At 25.2% G+C, this 21,665-nt stretch carries 19 protein-coding genes and 1 riboswitch; of the genes, 9 read left to right on the forward strand and 10 right to left on the reverse strand.

Going from position 1 to position 21,665, the window contains the following annotated elements; all coding sequences use genetic code 11:
* Positions 1–37: 37 nt before the first annotated feature.
* On the reverse strand, positions 38–952 hold the full coding sequence (locus CSGHG_RS21310) for a thiopeptide-type bacteriocin biosynthesis protein (protein WP_010299075.1): 915 nt from the start codon (positions 950–952) through the stop codon (positions 38–40).
* A gap of 38 nt (positions 953–990) precedes the next feature.
* Complete coding sequence (locus CSGHG_RS21315) at positions 991–3,057, reverse strand: lantibiotic dehydratase family protein (protein ID WP_010299079.1); 2,067 nt, start codon at positions 3,055–3,057, stop codon at positions 991–993.
* A 688-nt stretch (positions 3,058–3,745) separates the two neighbouring features.
* Between CSGHG_RS21315 and CSGHG_RS17690 the strand changes: the two genes are divergently transcribed.
* The 9 genes from CSGHG_RS17690 to lipA all read left to right on the forward strand — a co-directional run bounded on the left by CSGHG_RS17690 (position 3,746) and on the right by lipA (position 11,998).
* On the forward strand, positions 3,746–4,978 hold the full coding sequence (locus tag CSGHG_RS17690; RefSeq protein WP_010299083.1) for an aminopeptidase: 1,233 nt from the start codon (positions 3,746–3,748) through the stop codon (positions 4,976–4,978).
* Between the two features lie 258 nt (positions 4,979–5,236).
* Positions 5,237–6,007 (forward strand): hypothetical protein, encoded by a 771-nt coding sequence (locus CSGHG_RS22210; protein WP_052314816.1) that lies wholly within the window; start codon positions 5,237–5,239, stop codon positions 6,005–6,007.
* Between the two features lie 52 nt (positions 6,008–6,059).
* Complete coding sequence (locus CSGHG_RS22215; RefSeq protein ID WP_155844790.1) at positions 6,060–6,512, forward strand: hypothetical protein; 453 nt, start codon at positions 6,060–6,062, stop codon at positions 6,510–6,512.
* A gap of 48 nt (positions 6,513–6,560) precedes the next feature.
* Positions 6,561–7,277, forward strand: coding sequence for a DUF6320 domain-containing protein (locus tag CSGHG_RS17700; RefSeq protein WP_010299085.1), 717 nt, complete (start codon positions 6,561–6,563; stop codon positions 7,275–7,277).
* 229 nt (positions 7,278–7,506) lie between these two features.
* Positions 7,507–8,745 (forward strand): condensation domain-containing protein, encoded by a 1,239-nt coding sequence (locus tag CSGHG_RS17705; RefSeq protein ID WP_010299089.1) that lies wholly within the window; start codon positions 7,507–7,509, stop codon positions 8,743–8,745.
* Between the two features lie 23 nt (positions 8,746–8,768).
* On the forward strand, positions 8,769–9,485 hold the full coding sequence (locus CSGHG_RS17710) for a DUF6320 domain-containing protein (RefSeq protein ID WP_026022439.1): 717 nt from the start codon (positions 8,769–8,771) through the stop codon (positions 9,483–9,485).
* A gap of 313 nt (positions 9,486–9,798) precedes the next feature.
* Positions 9,799–10,014 carry a hypothetical protein gene (locus CSGHG_RS17715; protein ID WP_010299093.1) on the forward strand — a complete coding sequence of 72 codons (216 nt, stop codon included), beginning with the start codon at positions 9,799–9,801 and terminating at the stop codon, positions 10,012–10,014.
* Between the two features lie 105 nt (positions 10,015–10,119).
* Complete coding sequence (locus CSGHG_RS17720) at positions 10,120–11,100, forward strand: lipoate--protein ligase (RefSeq protein ID WP_010299097.1); 981 nt, start codon at positions 10,120–10,122, stop codon at positions 11,098–11,100.
* 37 nt (positions 11,101–11,137) lie between these two features.
* Positions 11,138–11,998, forward strand: coding sequence for a lipoyl synthase (gene lipA / locus CSGHG_RS17725; protein ID WP_010299102.1), 861 nt, complete (start codon positions 11,138–11,140; stop codon positions 11,996–11,998).
* A gap of 62 nt (positions 11,999–12,060) precedes the next feature.
* Here the strand turns inward: lipA and CSGHG_RS23445 are convergent, their stop codons facing one another.
* The 8 genes from CSGHG_RS23445 to CSGHG_RS17760 all read right to left on the reverse strand — a co-directional run bounded on the left by CSGHG_RS23445 (position 12,061) and on the right by CSGHG_RS17760 (position 21,629).
* Complete coding sequence (locus tag CSGHG_RS23445; protein ID WP_155844791.1) at positions 12,061–12,237, reverse strand: hypothetical protein; 177 nt, start codon at positions 12,235–12,237, stop codon at positions 12,061–12,063.
* 188 nt (positions 12,238–12,425) lie between these two features.
* A complete protein-coding gene (locus tag CSGHG_RS21325; protein ID WP_042317041.1) occupies positions 12,426–13,067 on the reverse strand; it encodes a peroxiredoxin in 642 nt (213 codons plus the stop codon).
* Between the two features lie 198 nt (positions 13,068–13,265).
* A complete protein-coding gene (gene orr, locus CSGHG_RS17740) occupies positions 13,266–14,339 on the reverse strand; it encodes an ornithine racemase Orr (RefSeq protein WP_010299111.1) in 1,074 nt (357 codons plus the stop codon).
* A 394-nt stretch (positions 14,340–14,733) separates the two neighbouring features.
* Entirely contained in the window at positions 14,734–16,179 is a 1,446-nt protein-coding gene (locus CSGHG_RS17745; RefSeq protein WP_010299113.1) for an amino acid permease, read from the reverse strand.
* Positions 16,180–16,371: 192 nt separating this feature from the next.
* Positions 16,372–16,545: riboswitch (Lysine riboswitch) on the reverse strand.
* Between the two features lie 107 nt (positions 16,546–16,652).
* The gene (locus tag CSGHG_RS21330) at positions 16,653–19,013 is read right to left on the reverse strand and encodes a sensor histidine kinase (RefSeq protein WP_235700175.1); all 2,361 of its coding nucleotides are present in this window, start codon (positions 19,011–19,013) and stop codon (positions 16,653–16,655) included.
* Between the two features lie 74 nt (positions 19,014–19,087).
* Positions 19,088–19,870 carry a ligand-binding sensor domain-containing protein gene (locus tag CSGHG_RS24465; protein ID WP_235700176.1) on the reverse strand — a complete coding sequence of 261 codons (783 nt, stop codon included), beginning with the start codon at positions 19,868–19,870 and terminating at the stop codon, positions 19,088–19,090.
* Between the two features lie 452 nt (positions 19,871–20,322).
* Positions 20,323–20,589, reverse strand: coding sequence for a hypothetical protein (locus CSGHG_RS17755; RefSeq protein ID WP_010299116.1), 267 nt, complete (start codon positions 20,587–20,589; stop codon positions 20,323–20,325).
* Positions 20,550–21,629: a helix-turn-helix domain-containing protein gene (locus CSGHG_RS17760; protein ID WP_010299118.1), complete on the reverse strand. Its 1,080-nt coding sequence runs from the start codon at positions 21,627–21,629 to the stop codon at positions 20,550–20,552. The genes CSGHG_RS17755 and CSGHG_RS17760 overlap by 40 nt, the downstream gene beginning before the upstream one ends.
* Between the last annotated feature and the right edge of the window lie 36 nt (positions 21,630–21,665).

Genomic DNA, 21,665 nt, shown 5'->3' on the forward strand with positions numbered 1-21,665 from the left:
CTTCTATCCTATGGTTATAATAAAAAATAATTAGTATCTATGAGTAATATTTTTCCTTCTTTATTACATCATATAAGGTATGCCTTAACATACTATGCATCTTTCCTTCTATGATTCTATCGCCCGACAATCTGTTACAGCACATATGCAGTAGTGAGAGAATAATATCATCAGCACTGTTAGTTAGTTTTCTCTTTGGATTAAATATTAATTCTGATACATTTTTCACTGTGTTCGTTCTACTATCTTTCATAAATTCAGGAACTAAAATTTCTTCAAACCATTTCATATATTTTTTTCTTTTTTTGCTGTACTCTTTTCTATAATTTTTCTGTTCTACTACCTTGTCCAATATTTCCAACATCTTGTTCTTATCCAAATTAAAATTGCATAGTAACTTACTTAAAGCCTCAAAATATACAGTTTCAAGCTCCTCTTTATTCTGTATATCCCTGCTTTTAATAAAGTTAATCACATACTCACTATCCTGAAAAAACAAGTTTTCTATTTCTGATATAATATCAGCACCACCATAACGATTATTTTCGCGTCTATACTCGTCTATTGACCAAAACTTTAACATTCCATAATCTCTCACTTCACATAACCATTGGCTCAATACTGAATATAATTTTAATGCCTCTTTCTGATCAGAATATTTTATTCGTAATCTAATATGCCTCCCTATTTCATCAGCGTACCTCAAAAAGAAAAATTTGTTAATTTTCAAAGACTCCTTATTATCAAAAAGCTGAACTAAGAAATCATTTTCCATCTCCTCATTGCAATAAATTTTCAAATATACCCAACCTTCTTGAAAAGGACATATTATACGTTTTTCATTTTGAAGTAAAATATTACTACTTTTAATTTGAAGATTTTTGTTTTCTTTTGCATAAAAGGAGAATACGAATTCTGATACATAACCTTCCTCTTTTGTATTTATAACCATATTGCTATCAAATAAATTTTTCTCTATACTACATAATTTTAAATGTTTTTTTCTTTTAATTCCTGATATAAGATTTCCAATGCAATTTCATTAGTTCTATGTACTAATAATCTTTGATCACCATTACACATGTAAACATATTCATCCACATCATATCTTTTACTGCAAAAATCAAAACTTTCTTTAAATTTTTTAAAAGATTCTACTTTCAAGTTTGTCTCTGTAAAATTCCATTTTGCAGGTGCAACAGTGACATCTTCAATTACTATTTCTGGAGAGTAAATGTATTCATTTTTAAGAAAATTATCCATTCTATGCATTACCTTTATTCCATCGTAGCTCGATGATATATCTAATAACAAATTAAATACTTTACTATTTAGAATTGGATTAAGCATATTATTTGTAACCATTTTACAAACTTTATTCTTTGAGATTGATTTCAAATATAGATTATTCTTATCATCTATACCTACTGTTAAATCAGACAAAAAAATCTCTGTTTCTCTTTCAATTGTTCCAGGTAAACCTAATGTCACGAAATACTTATAATTTTTATTCCAATTTATAACATTGGAGCATCTTCCACAATCAGTCATTTCGCGTAACTCAACATATAAGCATTCTTCTTCCTTATCCAACTCATCATAAATAGTATTATATTTTTCAAACTCATATTCATCAAAAACACCATGAAATCGTTGAAATGTTTTTCCTGCTGATGACGAACCAAAGTTAGGACCTATCGTCAAATGTATACCTTTATCACCTTTAGTAATTATAAAATTCATATCGAATGAGTTTTGAAATCTTAAGTCACTAATATTTTCATCATATATATCTATAAAGTCTTCTTTTGTTAAAATAGCCTTCCTTTCTCCATTAATTAATGCCTCTTGTATACTTCTCTCAAAAATATCTTTAATTTTATCCTCTCTAACACTACTACTGGAATATGTGTCTTCATAATACCTTAGTCCATCAAATCCACAAGGGTCTATGATTTCCGTCAAAGGAACTTCTATATTTGTTCCATATTCTTCTTGAAACTGTTTTCTGAATTTGGTTAAAGGATTATACAGTTTTGTTTCCACTCCAATATTAGCAATAGTGCTTGCAAACTTTTCAAGTTTTAATTTAACCTCTTCACTTAAAAATGGTTTATCAAATCGACTCCCTGAGTTTACTTCTATATAATTAGAAGCTATTTTAATCTCTTTCATTTGTTCTAGTATTTGATTTAATAATTGTTCTTTGTTACCTTCATCAGGTAACTCATATTTTTTAAAATCATTTTCTATTTTTTTTAGCTTATATTTTAACTCTGATAATACATTGTATTTATCCAACATTTGAAGTATATGCTCCAATACATTTTCACAATATGCCGGAACTCTTAAATCAGTAAATAGATATTCCTGCTCAATTAATGTATTTATTGCGTCACATATTTTATCTTTATTTACATTAGGATAATGCTCTTGAACTATTTGTACAAGAGCATTATAGTTAACAAATTCTTGGGTATTATCTCTAATTATAGAAACTAAGTTTGTATATCTTATACTAGAGTTTCTTTTCAGTGAATTATTTTCAGCTGTTCCATAGTCAGAAAAATGTGGGTTTCTAACTCTGCAACTCGAAGCATAACAACTGTTATTCCATATCAGAGATAAGCTTTTTAATACTTTAAAATCTTTCTCAATATCTTTTATCAAACTAAATGCCCAAAAATTATCAACTTTTATTATTCTTTTTATTTTATTTAAATTAATAATCGATTTATCCGAATCAGCAAATTCACCCATGCAAACGTTTGCTAACAATCCATATGGAGTTGTCCTTGAAGATGCTCTTTGAAGGTATTTATATAAACTCATATAAATTCCTTTATCCTTTTTGCTGTCATTGTTCACTCTCTGAAGTGCTTCATATAGTGAATAACTTGATACTTGTAAAGCCTCCTTTAAATATCCTTCTAAATTATTTTTTAAGATGTAATCAAAAATCTCATTATAATTATTAACATTCATCAATCCTCTTGAAATCTTAACAGGCAAAGCTGGTGTTCTAATCATAAATAAGTCATGACATATGTAGTCCATTTACAAACCCTCCAATTAAACTGTTATTAATTTATATCAAATCCAATACCTATCGCACTACAATTTTTGTGGAAGTTTTACATATTTATTGTCATAAAAAAACACAAACATATACAATAGTAATACTTTAGATTTAATTTTCAAACCTTTCATAAAATGTATGATAAATACTTAGAAACTTAAAGTTTAATCATATATAAATACGGTAGATTATGTTTTTAAAATGCATATTGTAAATTCATTTTAATTCACAATATTATATATAAATACAAAATTACCTATAATAGTATAAATAAACCATAAAACTACTATATCACATAATTTCCGATATTAAAATCTCTTTTTTTGAATTTAACAAATATTTTGTCAAATAATTTAGAATATAGATATTTTTTAAATCAAATTATAAAAAATATGTAATCTTTAAATATAATTATATTTAAAGATTACATATTTCAACTAATTCTTATATATAATTTTGTATATACATAGTATATACAATGCATAAAACCATTATATTATATAGCAATTAATTGAAAATTATATCAAATAATTTGAAATATTAATTTTCTCTAAAAATAAATATTGATTATTCAAATTTTTTTGCTAATATGTTCTTAATATATTATAATTAATGTATTTTATAAAAAATATAATTGAAATATAATTTATTTAGGAGGAACATAAAATGAATAATTTCCAAGAAACATTAAAAAAATATGCAGATCTTGCAGTTTGTGTTGGTATAAACATACAAAAAAATCAAACTTTAGTTGTTAATTCCCCTATTGAATGTGCTGAATTTGCAAGAGCTATATCTGAATCTGCTTATAAACATGGTGCTAGAAATGTTATAATTAAATGGAATGATGAAAAAGCATCTTTAATAAAATTTTTAAATGCTCCAGAAGAAGTATTTAACGAATTTTCTAAATTTGAAGCTGCTGAACTTGAAGACTTAGCAAAAAATAATGCTGCATTTTTAAGCATATACGCACAAGACCCTGAAATTTTAAAATCTGTAGACCCTTCTAGAATAGCGTCTGCTAACAAAGCCCGTTCACTAGCTACTAAAGCTTTTAGAGAATATACTATGAGTAGTATTGTTGCATGGAATGTAGTGTCTGTTCCTACCGAAGCATGGGCTAAAAAAGTATTTCCTGAAGTTTCACCAAAAGAAGCTGTTGAAAAATTATGGGAAGCTATATTTAAAATAGTAAGAGTTGATAAAGATAATCCTGTTGCTGCTTGGAATGAACACCTAAAAACTCTTGAAAAAAGTACATCATTTCTAAATGAAAAGAAATTCAAAAAATTACATTATAAATCAAGCATCACCAACCTTACTATAGAACTTCCTGAAAATCACATTTGGTCTGGTGGTGGAGAATACAATGGTAAAAACACTTTTTTTGTTGCTAATATGCCGACTGAAGAAGTTTTTACGCTACCACTTAAAACAGGTGTTAATGGAACTGTAACTAGTACTAAACCTCTTAATTATGGTGGAAACTTAATTAATGATTTTACTTTAACTTTTAAAGATGGAAAAGTTGTTGATTTTACAGCAAAAGAAGGTTATGAGACATTAAAAAAATTATTAGATACAGATGATGGTGCTCGTTATTTAGGGGAAGTTGCATTAGTTCCTTTTGATTCTCCAATTTCTAATTCAAATACAGTATTTTATAATACATTATTTGATGAAAATGCTTCATGTCATTTAGCATTTGGAAATGGTTATCCTACATGCTTAGAAAATGGAAGTGAAATGTCTGAAGAGGAATTTAAAAATGCTGGTGGTAATACATCCTTAACTCATGTTGATTTTATGATAGGATCAAAGGATCTTGATATAATTGGAATAACTAAAGAGGATGAAGAATTTTATATATTTAAAAATGGTAACTGGTCATTTTAATAAAAAATAAAGTTTTAAAGGGAGTGTCTTTAAATGATGAACCTCCCTTTTTTGTAGTTCACAATTTAAATTTAATAGTACTTTTTTATTATTTTTATAATATGAATATTTATATAAGGCATATAAAAAAAATATAAAGTTAAAATTATTACACTATATGTTTGTAAGACAATAAATTTTATTGGTATAGTATAAAAGATTAGCAAAATATAACTTATTATTTTTTAGTATGCTTAATTATTTTTTTATGAGGTAATTATGAATAATAATAATAATAAATTTGACTGGTACGTTCTTGATAATGCAGGCAAATTATATCCCTCAATAATGTCTTGGAGGGTTACCACTGTTTTTAGAATTTCTGCTACTTTAACTATTGATATAGAACCTAACCTATTACAAAGAGCTTTAAACAAAACAATTAATAAATTTCCTTTTTTTAAAGTGAACTTAAAGCCAGGATTATTTTGGTATTATTTTGACTATGTAAACTTTTTTCCTACAATTGAAAAAGAAACTTATTATCCTTGTACTGGAATGGAGCTTAAAAAGAAAGGGAACTTTCCATTTAAAATTTTATATTATAACAAAAAAATTTCTTTAGAAATTTCTCATTGTATTACTGATGGTCATGGCGCATTAATATTTATGAAAAGCTTACTATATGAATATTTTTCTTTTAAAAATATTATAAAAGAATCAGAGGAAATTAATAATTACTCTTCTAATTTATTTTTTGAAGATTCTTTCAAAAAACATTTTAATCCAAATGTACCTAATCCATCGCCTCTACCTTTTGCTTTCCATTTCCCTATGGAACTAGACTCTAAAGGTATATATTATATAATTACAGGTTCTCTTCCTTTGGACAAAGTACTTAATATTTGCAAATCTAAAAATGCTACTGTTACAGAATTTTTCTTAGCAGTATATTTTGAGACAATACTAGATTATATTAAATTGTTAGAAAGATTTGATTTACCGTTTAAAAAAGTCACCTATAATACTAAATGTACCAGTAAATCTTAGAAAAATTTACAATTCTAAAACCCTTAGAAACTTTTTTATTTCTATAACACCAATGATTGATCCAAGATTAGGTGACTATACTTTTGATGAGCTTTTAATCTATATCAAAAATTATATGTATATTAATACTGATAAAAAGCAAATTAATCAACATATTAGCAAAAATGTTAAAACAGAACTTTTCTTTTTAAATAGAGCAGTTCCTCTTATATTTAAAAATTTATTTTTACCTATTGCTTATAGCACTTTTGCTGAGGGACATTATACCAGTGGCCTTTCCAATTTAGGTAAAATAACTATTCCTCAGGAACTGTATCCTTATATAGAAAAATTTGAAGCATATCCTCCACCAAGTGAAGGTAATAAAATTAAACTTGTTTTATTAAGTTTCAAAAATAATCTTTATATAACTTTTGGCAAAGTGACAACAGATTCAAATATTGAAAGAATATTTTTTAATAAACTTAGGAAAATGGGCATACCTATAAAAATAGAAACCAATTAATATAAATATATATTTTTCTATATTAAGATTTACTGGAGGTGTTAATAGTTGTCTTATTGTCCTAAATGTGGTGTGGAAGTTAACTCTAATGTAAAAAAATGTCCTCTATGTAAGTTTGCTTTACCTTACATAGATACGAATTCTTCAGAAAGTTTTTATGATAGTTTTCCTAATGCAGTTAATATTTATAATAAAAAGGTTAAAGAATTTAAAAAAATACTTTTTTCTATAATTAAAGCATTTTGTATATGTAGCATGTTTATAACCTTATTTTGTAATTTTTATATTTCTGGGAAACTTACTTGGTCAAAATACTCTACGGTTTGTATAATTGCAGCTATGTTTTATTTTTATCTAATGTTAGATTTACAATGGAAGTTTAAAAATTTTATAATAGGATTTGGTTTGAATACTTTTATATTAATATTATTATTAGATATTTTTGATGGCAACTTATCTTGGTCTATAAAATTAGGACTTCCATTTATAGTAATGACTATATGTCTTTTATCCATATGCTATGAAGTATTTAGAATTGCTAAACATAAATATTTTAATGTGGCGGGATACACTTTAATTGCCTTATCCGTATATTGTATTGGAATTGATGGTTTTATATCTTTAACTTTATATAACTCATTCAAGTTAAGATGGTCTTTATTAGTAACTATAATTTTATTGCCTTTAGGTTTAGTACTTATTTATATACATCATAAATTACCTGTTGAATATAAAATTAAATTGAAGAAAAAACTTCATATATAATTAAATTTCAATTAAACCGATATACTATAAATAATACTATTAATTGTTTATAACATAAAAAATCATTCACCATTTAATTTTTAGAAAAATTAATCTACTATTTAAATGATTAATGCTATAATTAAATTAGTTTTAAATTTAGGTTTATTGAAAGAGGTTTATTTATGAAAAAAAATCAAAATCAAACTGGTACCCTTTAGATAATGCAGGAAAATTATATCCTTCAATAATGTCTTGGAGAGTAAGTACAATTTTTAGAATTTCTTCAACCTTAACAGAATATGTAGATTCTATTTTGCTTCAACATGCATTAAATTTAGTTATTAAGCGTTTTCCTTATTTCCAAGTAAATTTAAGACCAGGATTGTTTTGGTATTATTTTGATCATACAGAACAAATACCAACAGTTGAAGAAGAAAAATACTATCCTTGCATTCGTTTAGAACTTAAAAAAAAGGGCACCTTTCCTTTTAGAGTAATATACTATAAAAAAAGAATTGCTGTTGAATTTTCACACAGTATAACAGATGGTACCGGTGGAATAATATTTTTACAAAGCCTTTTAAAAGAATATTTTAAACTTAAAAAAATAAATTTTATAGATAAAGAGACGTCTTTTTTTAATTATAATGACATTCCAAAAGAAGAAGAATTTGAAGACTCCTTCAAAAGATACTTTAATAAGACTACACCACCACCTTATAAGTTACCAAAGGCATTTCATTTTCCTATACCTTTAGATACTAAAGGGGTATACCATATAGTGACAGGAATATTACCTGTTAAAAATATTTTGGAAATTTCTAAAGTTCATGGGGTAACTCTTACTGAATTTATCATAGCTGTTTATTTTGATACTATATTAGATTACATAAAAGAATTAAAAAAAGAAAACCCTAAAATGAAATTGAATCCAATAATTTTAAATGTACCAGTTAGTTTAAGAAAATCATATGATTCAAAAACACTTAGAAACTTTTTTATCTCTGTAACACCTATGATAGATCCTAGACTTTTAGATTATAATTTTGATGAAATATTGACTTATGTTCATCAATATATGAGAGAAAAAACTCACAAACGTTTTATTAATCAGCAAATAACTAAAAATATAAAAAGCGAGCTAAGTTTTTTAAATCGATCTACGCCTCTTTTTATTAAAAATTTAGTGTTACCTATTGCTTATAGCAGACTTGGAGAAGGTAGTTACACCAGTGGAATATCTAATGTTGGTAAGATAACTATGCCTAAAGAACTTGAACCATTTATAGAGCGTTTTGAAGCATATCCGCCTCCTAGTGAAGGTAATAAAATAAAAATCGTTATGACTAGTTATAAAGATAATCTTTATATAACTTTTGGAAAAGTAACCTACGACAAAACTATAGAAAAAATTTTTTTTAGAAAATTACGAAAAATGGGTATAATCTGCAAAATTGAAACAAACGACAATCCTAGACATAAATAAAATTTAAGGAGGTGTTTTCTTTTATGCCTTATTGTCCTAAATGTGGTATAGAGGTAGAGTATACTTTAACTGAGTGTCCTCTTTGTGAATTTTCTTTACCAAATACAACTCCAGATGGTTTCATTAAAGAAGAAAATAAATTTCCTGATGCTACAAATATTTATCCTTCTAAGCATGAACAACTTAAAAAAGTAATATTTTCAGTATTATTAGCTATTTCTATATGCGGTATTTTTATAGCAACTTTGCAAAACATATATTTTTCTAAAACTATTACTTGGTCAAGATATAGCACTGTAAGTATTTTATCTGGAATAATTTACTTATACATAATACTTAAAACTAACTTGTCTTTAGACAAATTTATAAAATCAATGGCTACTAATACTTTATTTTTAATTATTTTATTAGATATTGTTGATGGTGAATTATATTGGTCTATTACATTTGGGTTACCTTGCATTTTTTTGGCTACAATTTTCATACTATCTCTTGTAAAATTAATTAGAATAAGTAAAAATCCAGGATTTAATATAGCTGCATATGTTATATTTCTTTTAACTTTATATTCTTTAGCCATTGACACACTAATATGTCTAAATTATAAAGAATCTATAATATTAACTTGGTCAATAATAATTTCCTTTATAGGATTTCCTTTATCTATTGCTTTATTATACATACATCATAAATTACCAGAACAATACAAAGAAAAATTTAGAAAAAAATTCCATATATAGTTGTTTTAATATTCCTTTAAATAATATTTTTTATTTAAAGGTTTTTTATTTCTAACTTTTTAACTTATATTTTTGTTTTTTATTACATATGTCAATAAGTTTTACCATTTATTGTATTATTTTTCTTTCTAAATTTTTGAATTTATTTATATTTAAAGCATATTTTTGAAATAGATTTTACTTTTTCTCAAAACAACTTTTTATTGATTAAATATTGTGTTTTTTTTGAATTTTGTATTTATTTTGTTAAAATTTAGGAGTATAATAATAATCGAAGTTAAAAATATGTATTTAATCTTAGGAGGATTTTAAAATGAAAAAAGTTCTTTCAATCGTATTATCAGTAATGTTAACATTATCTTTAGTTGCTTGTGGTGGAAACAACGCTACTGAGAACAAAACTGAAGGAAATAACACAAAGGTAGAAGACACTAATAAAAAAGATGACACTAAAAAAGATGAAACTAAGGATGCAAATGCAAACAAAGATAAAGATACAAATAAAAAAGAAGAAACTAAACAAAACTAATATTATTTATTCTTAATTATTTAGTTTTAAATAAAAAAGAAAGAGTATAAATTTTCTCTTTCTTTTTTATTTTATACATAATTAAAAAAGAAAGGTTGCTAAATAATGATATTTATAAATCACAATAACATAAACCCATATTTTAATCATTCTGCTGAAGAATATATTTTAAAGACTTTAGATAATGATTGTTTTATGTTATGGCAAAATGAGCCTTGCATACTTATTGGTAGAAATCAAAACGCCTTTGCTGAAATAAATGAAGATTATGTAAGTAATAATAACATTAAAGTAGTTCGAAGACTTACTGGTGGTGGTGCAGTTTTCAATGATTTAGGGAATATAAATTTTTCTTTTATTTCTCAAAATACTGGTGATGTTACTTCTAACTTTAAAAAATTTACTCTTCCTATAATTAAATCTCTTCATAGTCTAGGAATAGATGCTAAATTTTCAGGAAGAAATGATTTGGTTATAGATGAAAAAAAATTTTCAGGTAATGCTCAATATTATTATAAAAACAAAGTTCTTCATCATGGTACACTTTTGTTTTCAAGCTCTATAGTAAACTTATCTTCAGCTTTAAAGGTAAATCCTCTAAAGTTTAAGCATAAAAGTGTATCTTCAGTTAAATCAAGAGTTACTAATATTTCTGATTACCTTAAAGAAAATATGACTGTGATTAATTTTAAAAAGTATGTATTAGATTTTGTTATGAATGAATTCAATGAAAAAAAGCTATATTCTTTTGATGATACAGCTTTAAAAGAAATTAATAATATTATGAATACACGTTTTGCCACACATGAATGGAATTTTGGTAAGAATCCTAAATATAAATACTCAAAAGAAAAAAGATTTAATGGGGGAACTATTGAAGTTAATTTTAATATTGAAAAAGGAATTATTAAAGATTTAAAATTTTACGGAGATTTTTTCTTCACAAAAAATATTGAATATCTAGAAAGCAAATTTATTGACAAACCGTATAATCCAACTATATTAAGTGCTCTACTAAACTCATTTAATATAGAAGATTATATAAAAGGTATATCTAATAAAGATTTAATTAATCTTATGTTTTAGTATAACAATTATTATATTAAGTTGTGGAGGTATTTTTATGTATAAAAGAAAACCAGATTGGTTAAAAGTGAAATTGGAACATAGTGATAATTTTAAAAAAGTACAAGCTTTAACTCGCTCATTATCTTTAAATACTGTATGCACAGAAGCTAATTGCCCAAATAGATTAGAATGTCATAATAAAGGAACTGCAACATTTATGATTTTAGGTAATACCTGCACTAGAAATTGTAGATTTTGTAATGTAACATCTGGAACTCCAGCAGATGTAGATCCGCTTGAACCTATACATGTAGCAGAAGCTATTCAAAAACTTAATTTAAGACATGCAGTTATAACTTCTGTAACTAGAGATGATTTAGTTGATGGTGGCGCTTCTCATTTTGCTAATGTTATAAACTGTATTCGAAAGCTTAATCCATCTACTACAATTGAAGTTCTTATACCTGATTTAAAAGGAAATTGGAACGGATTGAAAACAATTACAGATGCAAAACCTGAAATTTTAAATCATAATATAGAAACTGTTCCAGGTTTATATAGTACGGTAAGACCTCAAGCAATTTATTCACGTTCTTTAGAACTTTTAAAAATGGTAAAAAAATTTGATTCCAATATTTTAACTAAATCCGGTTTTATGCTAGGTTTAGGTGAAAATGATGATGAGGTAATATCTTTATTAAAAGATTTAAGAACTTATGAATGTGATATTGTTACAATTGGTCAATACCTTCAACCTTCTAAAAATCATATTGAATTAGTAGAATATGTTCATCCAGATAAATTTAATAAATTCAAAGACATAGGTATGGATATGGGGTTTCGTTATATTGCCTCAGCACCTTTAGTTAGAAGTTCATATAATGCAGCTGAAGCCTTAGAATGTAAAGCCTTATAAATTTTAAACAACATAAAAAGCAGTATCCATTAATTAAAAAAACACTGCTTTTTATGTTATCTTCATTTCAGTTTTTTTTCTACAAATCTAAGAGCAAATATATCTATAATAATTACTATTAGAAAAAATAACATCCAAAATATTGATTGCTTATAAGCAGAAATTAACATACATACCATAAATAAAGGTATCTCAAAATTGAATGCTATTTTAAAATATCTTAAGGTTTTTCTATCCATTTTAAGTACATCTCCTAAAGCATACATATGCTATTTACTATTTTTCCTTAGATTTATTAATTCTTTTATTAAACATATATAAACTATCTTTATATAACATATAACTTATTCATAAGAATATATTTTACATTAGTTCTTCTTAGTATATATTTTTTATTCTATTTTTTCAATCATTATTAAAATTTATTCTAATCATCTAAACTTTTATACATAAACCATGAAGATAACTTACATATATTTTCATCTTTAATCCTTTTCTCTGTAACTTCTTCACTACTTCCAATCAAAACTTTATTTCCTATAATTTTATTATTAGGCCAATTTGCAGGTGTAAATAAATGCTTTTCACTAGCTATTTGTAAACTTTTAACTATCCTTATTATTTCATCTATGTTTCTACCAATTTCTTTAGGATATTCTAATATAGTTCTTACAGTTCCCTTAAAATCTACTATAACTACTGATCTCGCTGTTGTCGTATCCTTTTGTTCATCTCTTATCATTCCTAGTCGTCTAGATATTTCCTTATTGCTATCATCTATTATTGGGAATTTAATTTCTACATTTAAATTTTCTTTTATCCATAAAATCCAATTTTTATGTTCTTCAATGGTATCAACACTTAGTCCTACAAGTTCAGTATTTAACATTTGAAATTTCTCTATCATTTCTTGAAATGCTACAAATTCTGTTGTACAAACAGGAGTAAAATCTGATGGATGACTAAAAAATACAAACCATTTTCCATAAAAATCATCTGGCAAATTCATCTTCCCTTTTGTAGTAACAACATTCATTTTAGGAAATTTATCTCTTACTAATAATTTCATATAAACTTGAGTTTATAAATAAACTCATCCCCCTTTTCTCTAAATTTTCTGATTTTATTATATCACACATATACTTTTTTCAAAAATGTTCAATTATAGTTATATTTTTCTTTATATCTCCACCTTATCTGTTTATAAATTTTGTTGAAATATAAAAAATATCTCAAGATAAATTCTATCTTGAGATATAATCTCGTATTACCTGTGTTTATAGTATTTGCTTATATATGGTGATGTCATAGCTTGAAGTAAACATCCATACTTAACATCAAAATCCACTATATCCCCAACCCTATAATCTTTCATATTTTCAGTCAAATCTAATATTAAATGATCACTACTTGCTCCTAAAATCTTTATTTTTTCATCCCTAGGACTCATAGCATCTACCTTTATATCTTGCCTTCCTATAGCTAATATAGCTCTTTTCATAATACCTACATCTTCAAAATGTGGTTCTTCACCAAAAGCATTTAAACCTATAGTCCCCTTAGGAACAGAGGGCTTATTTTTTATTTCTACTATTTCTCCTTTCAATGTAAACACATCTTGGAAAGTATTATCAATTTTATTAGCAAAAGATGACTCTGTCCCTAATATAATTCCTTCACCTATTCTAAGTTGATTTATTCCGTTAGGTATTTGTCCATTTATAACCATATATAAGCTACTAGAATTTCCACCTGATATTATTGGAAGTTTTATATCTAATATTTTCTCTAGCTTGTCCCTTAACTCAACTAACTTTCCAAGATTATTTTCATCTGGCAATACACCACCATAGCAAGTTAAATTAGTTCCAACACCTATTAGTTTTATATTAGGAAGCTTTAATATTTCTTTAACTGTATCTAATAAATCTAGTTCTAATACCCCTTCTCTTAAATCTCCTAAATCTATCATAAGTATAATATTGTGTGTTTTTTTTGCTCTTTTTGCTGCTTTTGATAATTTCTCTATAACTTTTAACTCAGAATTTAAACTTACATCAGAATATTTAACAACATTGGCTGCATCACTTTCCATGGGTATTCTTACTAAATACTTTTCACAATTTAGTTCAGTTACGCCTCTCAAGTTCTGAATTCTTGCATCTCCTATTGTTTTAATTCCAGCTTCAACCATAGCATTAACTATAGGCTTTTTAGCACAAAACCCTTTTGTTATAGCAACTACTTCTATTCCTTGATCATTGCATAATTTCAAAATTGTCTTGCAATTATGTGCTAACTTATTCAAATCTACTTCTATACAAGGATAACTTCTTCGCATATTCCCACAACCCCCTATTTAAAGCCTTGTTAAAACATATTATGTGTTTTTAATAATATGTCTTACGTATAACTATATAATTTTTTTAGATAATTTAAATTCTTTTATCATTTTAATCAAAATATTTAGAATTTATAATTTATTATTAGTATAATAATACCATTAAATCACATTATTTCATAGCTGTTACACTATCATTCTACATATTTTTTGAAGGATATCTTGCCAATAACATAATTTCATTCGCATATATTAAAGAAAAATTTAAATATTACATGTAATTAATAGATAGTGAAGAGTTTTTTAGGTTTAGGTTACAACCATAAAGTTATAATATAATTTCAAATAAAATATTTGTTCAATTTTATTTTTCTCTCCACTATCTACTTTTTAATTATGCTATTTTATTATTATTTTCCTCTTTTTCATTATATCTCAAATCAACATCTTCTAATTTTACTACTTTAGTCTTATTTTTAATTTTATATCCACCATATAAAATTATAAATAATGGTAATCCAATATAAGATGCTATCAATCCTTGCCAATCTATTGTATCCCCACTTAAATAACTATATCCTTGTCCTATTATTATTATTATACACATCACCAATGCAATAATTGGTCCTAATGGGTATAACTTAGCTTTATATTTTAAATCAGATAATTTTTTATTTTGTGCTATATAAGCTCTTCTAAATCTATAGTGACAAAGTGCAATACCTACCCAAGCTATAAATCCTGCTAATCCTGATGCCGCTACTAACCACACATAAACTGTATTTTCTGCAAAAATTCCTGTTAAAAAACATATTGATGCAATACAAGTAGTTAATATTATAGCATTAACAGGAACTCCTTTTGAATTCGTTTTTGCAAAAGTTTTTGGTGCCATTCCTTCTTTAGCCATAGCATGTAACATTCTACTTGATGCATACATTCCAGAATTTCCTGCTGATAATATAGATGTTAAAATTACAGCATTCATTATTGATGCAGCCATAGGTATTCCTGCCCTTTCAAAAACAACAGTAAAGGCACTTTGTTCTACCCCTAACTCTGTATAAGGTATTATAGCCCCAATAATAACAATCGTTCCTAAATAGAATATTAATATTCTCCAAAATATAGTACTTACTGCTTTAGGTATAGTTTTCTCTGGATTTTCACTTTCAGCTGCTGCAACACCAACAAGTTCTGTTCCCTGAAAAGCAAATCCAGCTAATAAAAAAATCATAAATATTGAATTCTTCCCTCCAACAAAAGGTCCTCCATTTGCAGTAAAGTTTTTAAATCCTATTTTTTCTCCACCTATTATTCCTAAAATAGTTAAAACTCCAATTAATAAAAATATTACTACTGTTATAATTTTTATGCTAGCAAACCAATATTCTGATTCACCAAAAGCTTTGGAAGATAATAAATTCAACCCTACTATTATAGTTAAAAATACAATACTCCATATAACCGGTTTTACATCTGGAAACCAATATTTCATTATCAAACCACCAGCTACCATCTCTGCAGCTATTGTTATTGCCCAGTTATACCAGTAATTCCAACCAAGTGCAAATCCCAATGATGGATCTATAAATTTTGTTGCATAAGCGCTAAAAGAACCAGATATAGGCATATATGTAGCCATTTCACCTAAACTAGTAATTAAAAAATATACCATAACACCAATTAACCCATATGCTATTAGTGCTCCTCCTGGCCCTGCCTTATGTATGGTATCTCCCATTGCAAGAAATATGCCTGTACCTATTGCACCTCCCATTGCAATCATGTTTAGGTGTCGTGATTTTAAACCTCTTTGTAACTCTTCATTGTTTTTCATTACGCGTCCTCCTTATGGGCATTTTATTATGTAATCCATAATAACTGCTCAATTATTAATTCCCATAAGTAATTAACCAAGATACATACACATTGAATAAACTGAATAATTATTCGCATTTTTAAAAAACAAAAAGCCATAAGCATATACTTATGGCTTCGAATTCCTTTTAAAAATAATCTTCAAAGTTTATAAAGTAATAGCCCTCCACAAAATATTTTGTGACAGTTTTATATATATTCTATATAAAACCAGCCAATAGCCTTAAAGCATACACTATTAACTTCGGCAAAATTCCCTTTCTTATTACTTCATCGTGCTTATCTCCATAATAATACTCTTTAATTTTGCTCCTCTATCTTAATTATTTACTTTTAATATATGTATTATTATGCATCCTATAAACTTTTAAGTCAATAGATATTATCTTTTTCAGAATTATATATATATTCTTTTTTTTCATTGATTAAACATTACTGATACAATGGTAATGTTATTATAAATTCACTTCCTTTGCCTAATTCACTTTTCAACTCAATAGTTCCTTTATGAAGTTTTATTAATTGCATTGTAAGTGTTAATCCAAGGCCACTTCCTCCATGCTCTTCTGACGATTTATCATAAGCTTGTGAAAATCTATTAAATATACTTTCATGATTCTGTTTGTCTATACCAACTCCAGTGTCTCTTACAGATATTGAAACAGTATCACCGTTATCAAATATCTTTATTTCTATAAGTCCACCTCTATTAGTAAATTTAACTGAATTTCCTATTAAATTAATAATACATCTTTCAATATCACTTGGATCACACTCTATAATCTTTTCCTCAATCTCAGGATCAATTATAAGCTCTATGCCTTTATCCTCTATAAATTCTTTCATAGATAACGCTAATTCCTCAACTAAATAAACTATATCTACCTTTTGTATATGAATTTTATAGCTTCCTGAATCAATCTTAGATGTATCAATTATATTATTTATAAGCCTTAGTAACCTATTGGAATTTTTTGTCATGACATCTAAATAGTATATCATTTTTTCATTTTGTATTGCTATTCTATCTATAGTAAACCTATTTAAAAGTTGAAGTGTAGACATAACAACATTTAATGGAGTTCTTAGTTCATGCGATAAATTAATAAAATAGTTATTTTTATATCTCTCTGTCTCTATTAATTTGTCATATAATTTTTTATTTTCCTTTAATTTTGTATTAAGTTCCAAAGTTCTTTGATGAACCATCTTTTCTAATATATTTACATAATTCCATATTATATATATAAGTAAAGTTAATATTAAAATATAAATAAAATATGCAATAGGAGTTTTCCAAGGCGGATTCATTATATTTATCGATAACTTAGTTTCCTCACTCCAAACCCCTGCAGTATTTCTTGCTTTAACTGTAAATACATATTTTCCTGGTGGTATATTAGTGTAATTACCGTAATTTCTATTTTTACAATATACCCATTCTTTATCAAATCCATTTAATTTATAGCAATATTCTGTTTTAGATGTATTGTTGTATTCTGGAAGAAAAAATTCTACATTAAAGTGATTTTCATTATATTTAAGTGTAATGTTTTTATTATACTTTAGTATATTTCCATTAAATAAAACCTCTTTAATAACTACCTTTGGAATATAATTATCTTGATTCAGATTTTTAGGATAAAATGTATTAAATCCGTTAATTCCACCAAAAAACATTTCTCCTGATTTACTTTTAAACATAGAATAAGAATTAAATTCATTACTTTGCAATCCATCTGTTACATTAAATTTTAAAAATTTATTTTGTTTTATATCTAACTTTGATATACCATTGTTAGTACTCATCCATGGATTTTGTTCTTCATCTATAAGAAGACCATAAACAAAATTATTAGATAATCCTTCACTTTCTGTATATACTGTAAATTCCTCTGTTTTAGGATTAAATTTGTTTAATCCATAATTAGTGGCTATCCATAAGTTTCCTACATCATCTCCCCTTATACATTTAACACTATTCATACTTAAACAATTATCATCCACTATATGACTTGTATAATTTTTCACTGTTCCTTTTTCTCTATTATATTTTATAATTCCACCATTTAAGGCAGCTCCAATCCATAAATTTCCTTTATCATCTTCATATATAGATGTTATGAATTCATCTGTCAAGCCACCCTTTTTAAAAATTTCTTTTTCTTCTTTAAATACTCCATTCTTATCTCTGCAAGTTAGTCCATTTCTTGATCCAATCCACATATTATCTTTACTATCAAAATAAATATATCTGGTCTCGTTAGATGATAATCCATCTTCTATGTAATATCTTGTGAACGTTTCCGTTCTTTTATCAAATTTATTTAATCCATCAGATGTTGATATCCATATCTCATCATTATTATTTGCATTAACATGCCAAATTTCATTACTACTTATACTATTTTCATTATTAGGATTATGTTTATAAATTTTAACCTCTCCAGTTTTTCTATTTAAACAATTTAATCCACCACTTATAGTTCCAAACCAAACTAAACCATCATCATCTTCATATATACCCATTATAGATTTATCACTAAAGGTTTTTTCAATAGTTGGATTAAATTTGTAACTGGTAAAGAAAGTATTAGGATTAAACATATTTATACCATCATATGTACCTATCCAAATAATACCTGACTTATCTTTAAATATACTTAGAATATTATTATTTATTATACTTTGATTATCATAAATATTATGAGTAAAAGTTATAAATTCATTGCTTTTATGATTATATCTACAAAGACCTTTATCCGTACCAATTAATATTTCATTATCACTCATAGATTTTATGCATCTAACGTAATTACTTGGTATTTGCTTTTTATTGTCTTCATTTCCATCATTAACATAGTACTCTATCTGTTCTTTTTTAAGTCTAATTTATTCAGCCCACCAAATTTTGTTGCAATCCAAATAATATTATTTTTATCACAATATACGTTAAATATATAATCATCACTTAATGGCATAATTTCACTATTTTTTGAATACCTTGTGATTTTTTTATCACTTACATTTAAACTATTTAATCCTTTTTTAGTCCCTATCCAAATTAAACCATTTTCATCTTCATCTAATGACAAGATAAAATTATCAGATAAGCTATTTTCATTCTCTTTATTATTACAAAATTTTATAAATATATCCTTTTGTTCATCATATAAGTTTAAACCGTTTTCAGTTCCTATCCATAGGTTACCCTTACTATCTATAAGTAAATTCCATATATTATAATGAGATATTCCTGATAAATTATTTTCATCATAAAAATAATTTTTTATTACTTGATTTTTTTTATCTATTTTACTTAATCCCTTACTAGTTGCTATCCATATGTTCCCTTTTAAATCTTCTGCTATATCTGCAATATAACTTCCAGCTATGCCATTTTTACTTCTTTTATCAAATTTATAACTTTCAAAACTATACCCATCATACTTATTTAAACCATCTGCTGTACCAAACCACATATATCCTTCACTATCTTGAAATATAGCAGAAACGGAATTTTGTGATAATCCATTTTCTATGGTTATACTTTTAAAATTTATATTTTTTTCTTTTGCTTCTACATTAAATATAAATAATATAGAAAATATTATAACACTTAATATAAATAAACTGCTTTTTTTTCTCATACTTCCCCTCATCTTAGATTAGTATATAACTCTATTTTTTTAATAAATTTCTTCAAATTAAATTATATCAATTATTTTACAAAATTTCTATTATTATTTATTAACTTATATTTTATACATAATATCCAATTTATTTTACATGTAAACTTAAATGTTAGTTTAACTCTTATATATGCTTTAAGTTAACTTTTAAATTACTCATTATAAAATTTGAATACTTAAAATAATAAAATATGCTTCGTATCATTCTATACTTTAAATTAAATTTCGTATAAAAATATTTTTAAATAAGTTTAAAATATCTTTATGTAAAATGCATTAATCCATTTTAAGTATCTAAATCTTAAAGGAATTAGCTTTAAATTTAATTAATTCCTAATATAAAATAAAGTTAATCTAAAAATTTATTTTAAATTAACTTTATTTTAGTTTACTTACCTAATTTTTAAATTTTAAATCAAAAATTCTAATATATCTTCTATTATTTCTCTCTCTTCTAACTTATTATAATATTTTATTAGATTTAAAATGATTGTGTGATTTTTATCTATTTTTCCTTTAGAAACCAATTGCAATATTAAATTTTTTATATTATTTACTTCTTCATAATTTCCTTCATTAATATACATATCTAATAAAATTAAAATACTCTTTTCTAAAATTATTTTTTCATTTAATTCTATAGCAATTTCTTTTGCTTTTTTAAATATACTACACATTCTTCTTTCAAGTTTAACGCTTTAGTTGCTATAGCTATATTGAGATATACTTTAGGTTTTAATTCTTCTGGAATTTGAAATTCTCTATCTAACTTTATTAATTTATTAGAATACTTTTGTAAATTTCTTCTGTCTTTTAATGAGTTATATATTTCAAGTATATTGGTATTGCATTCAAATTGTCGTTGTAAATCATTAATAGATATTATCTTTAATATATTTTTTTCTATATCTAATGATTCTAAAAATGAATTTTTTTCTCTTAAACAAGATGATTTTAATTTTAACAAGTTTATATATTCATCTGGATAATTTTTTAAATATTTTTCAAAAGTTTTTTCTAATTTTTTTATGCATTCCAATGAATAATCTATCTTCTTAATTTCTCTATAACAAATAATTTCTTTTATTATTATATTATATTTCTGCGAATCTTTTAGCTCTTTAAACTCATGCAATGTAAAATTTATTAAACTTAATGCTTGATCATACTTTTCAGTGATTATACAACAAGAAACTAGTTTATATATTAAATTAAAAAATTCTTCTTTATCATCATTTAATATATAATTTTCATATGCTTTATTATAAAAATAATACGCTTTGTGGTATTTTTCGATGATTTTAAACTTATCTCCTATTTTTGAAAATATAATTATTTTCTTTTCTCTACAATTATATTTTTTTAAAAACACTTCAACCTCATCAAAGGAGTATTCTATTGTATCTATTTTGCTTATATCAGTTTTTTCTATAAATTCAATATAATTATCACAAATTTTATTTACTTGTGAAGTAACATTTTCTAAAAGATAATCTGCAGTTATATAGAAATCTATTGAATTTCTATTACAATAAATATTTATATTATCCGCTAATATTTTAGCCACATTCTCTGTTAAATTTGCCTTATTATTTTCTATTATGCTAATAAGATTACGTGTAATTTCACCACCAGTTATATCTTGTTGTTTAATTTTAAACCTTTTTCTAATATTTTTTATTTTTTCCCCCGGACTTAAAACTTCTATTGATTTCATAAACCCCACCTCACATTTTTAAATTTATAAGAGGAT

It is taken from the genome of Clostridium senegalense JC122 (assembly GCF_000285575.1).
GTDB classification, from domain to species: Bacteria; Bacillota; Clostridia; order Clostridiales; family Clostridiaceae; genus Clostridium_J; species Clostridium_J senegalense.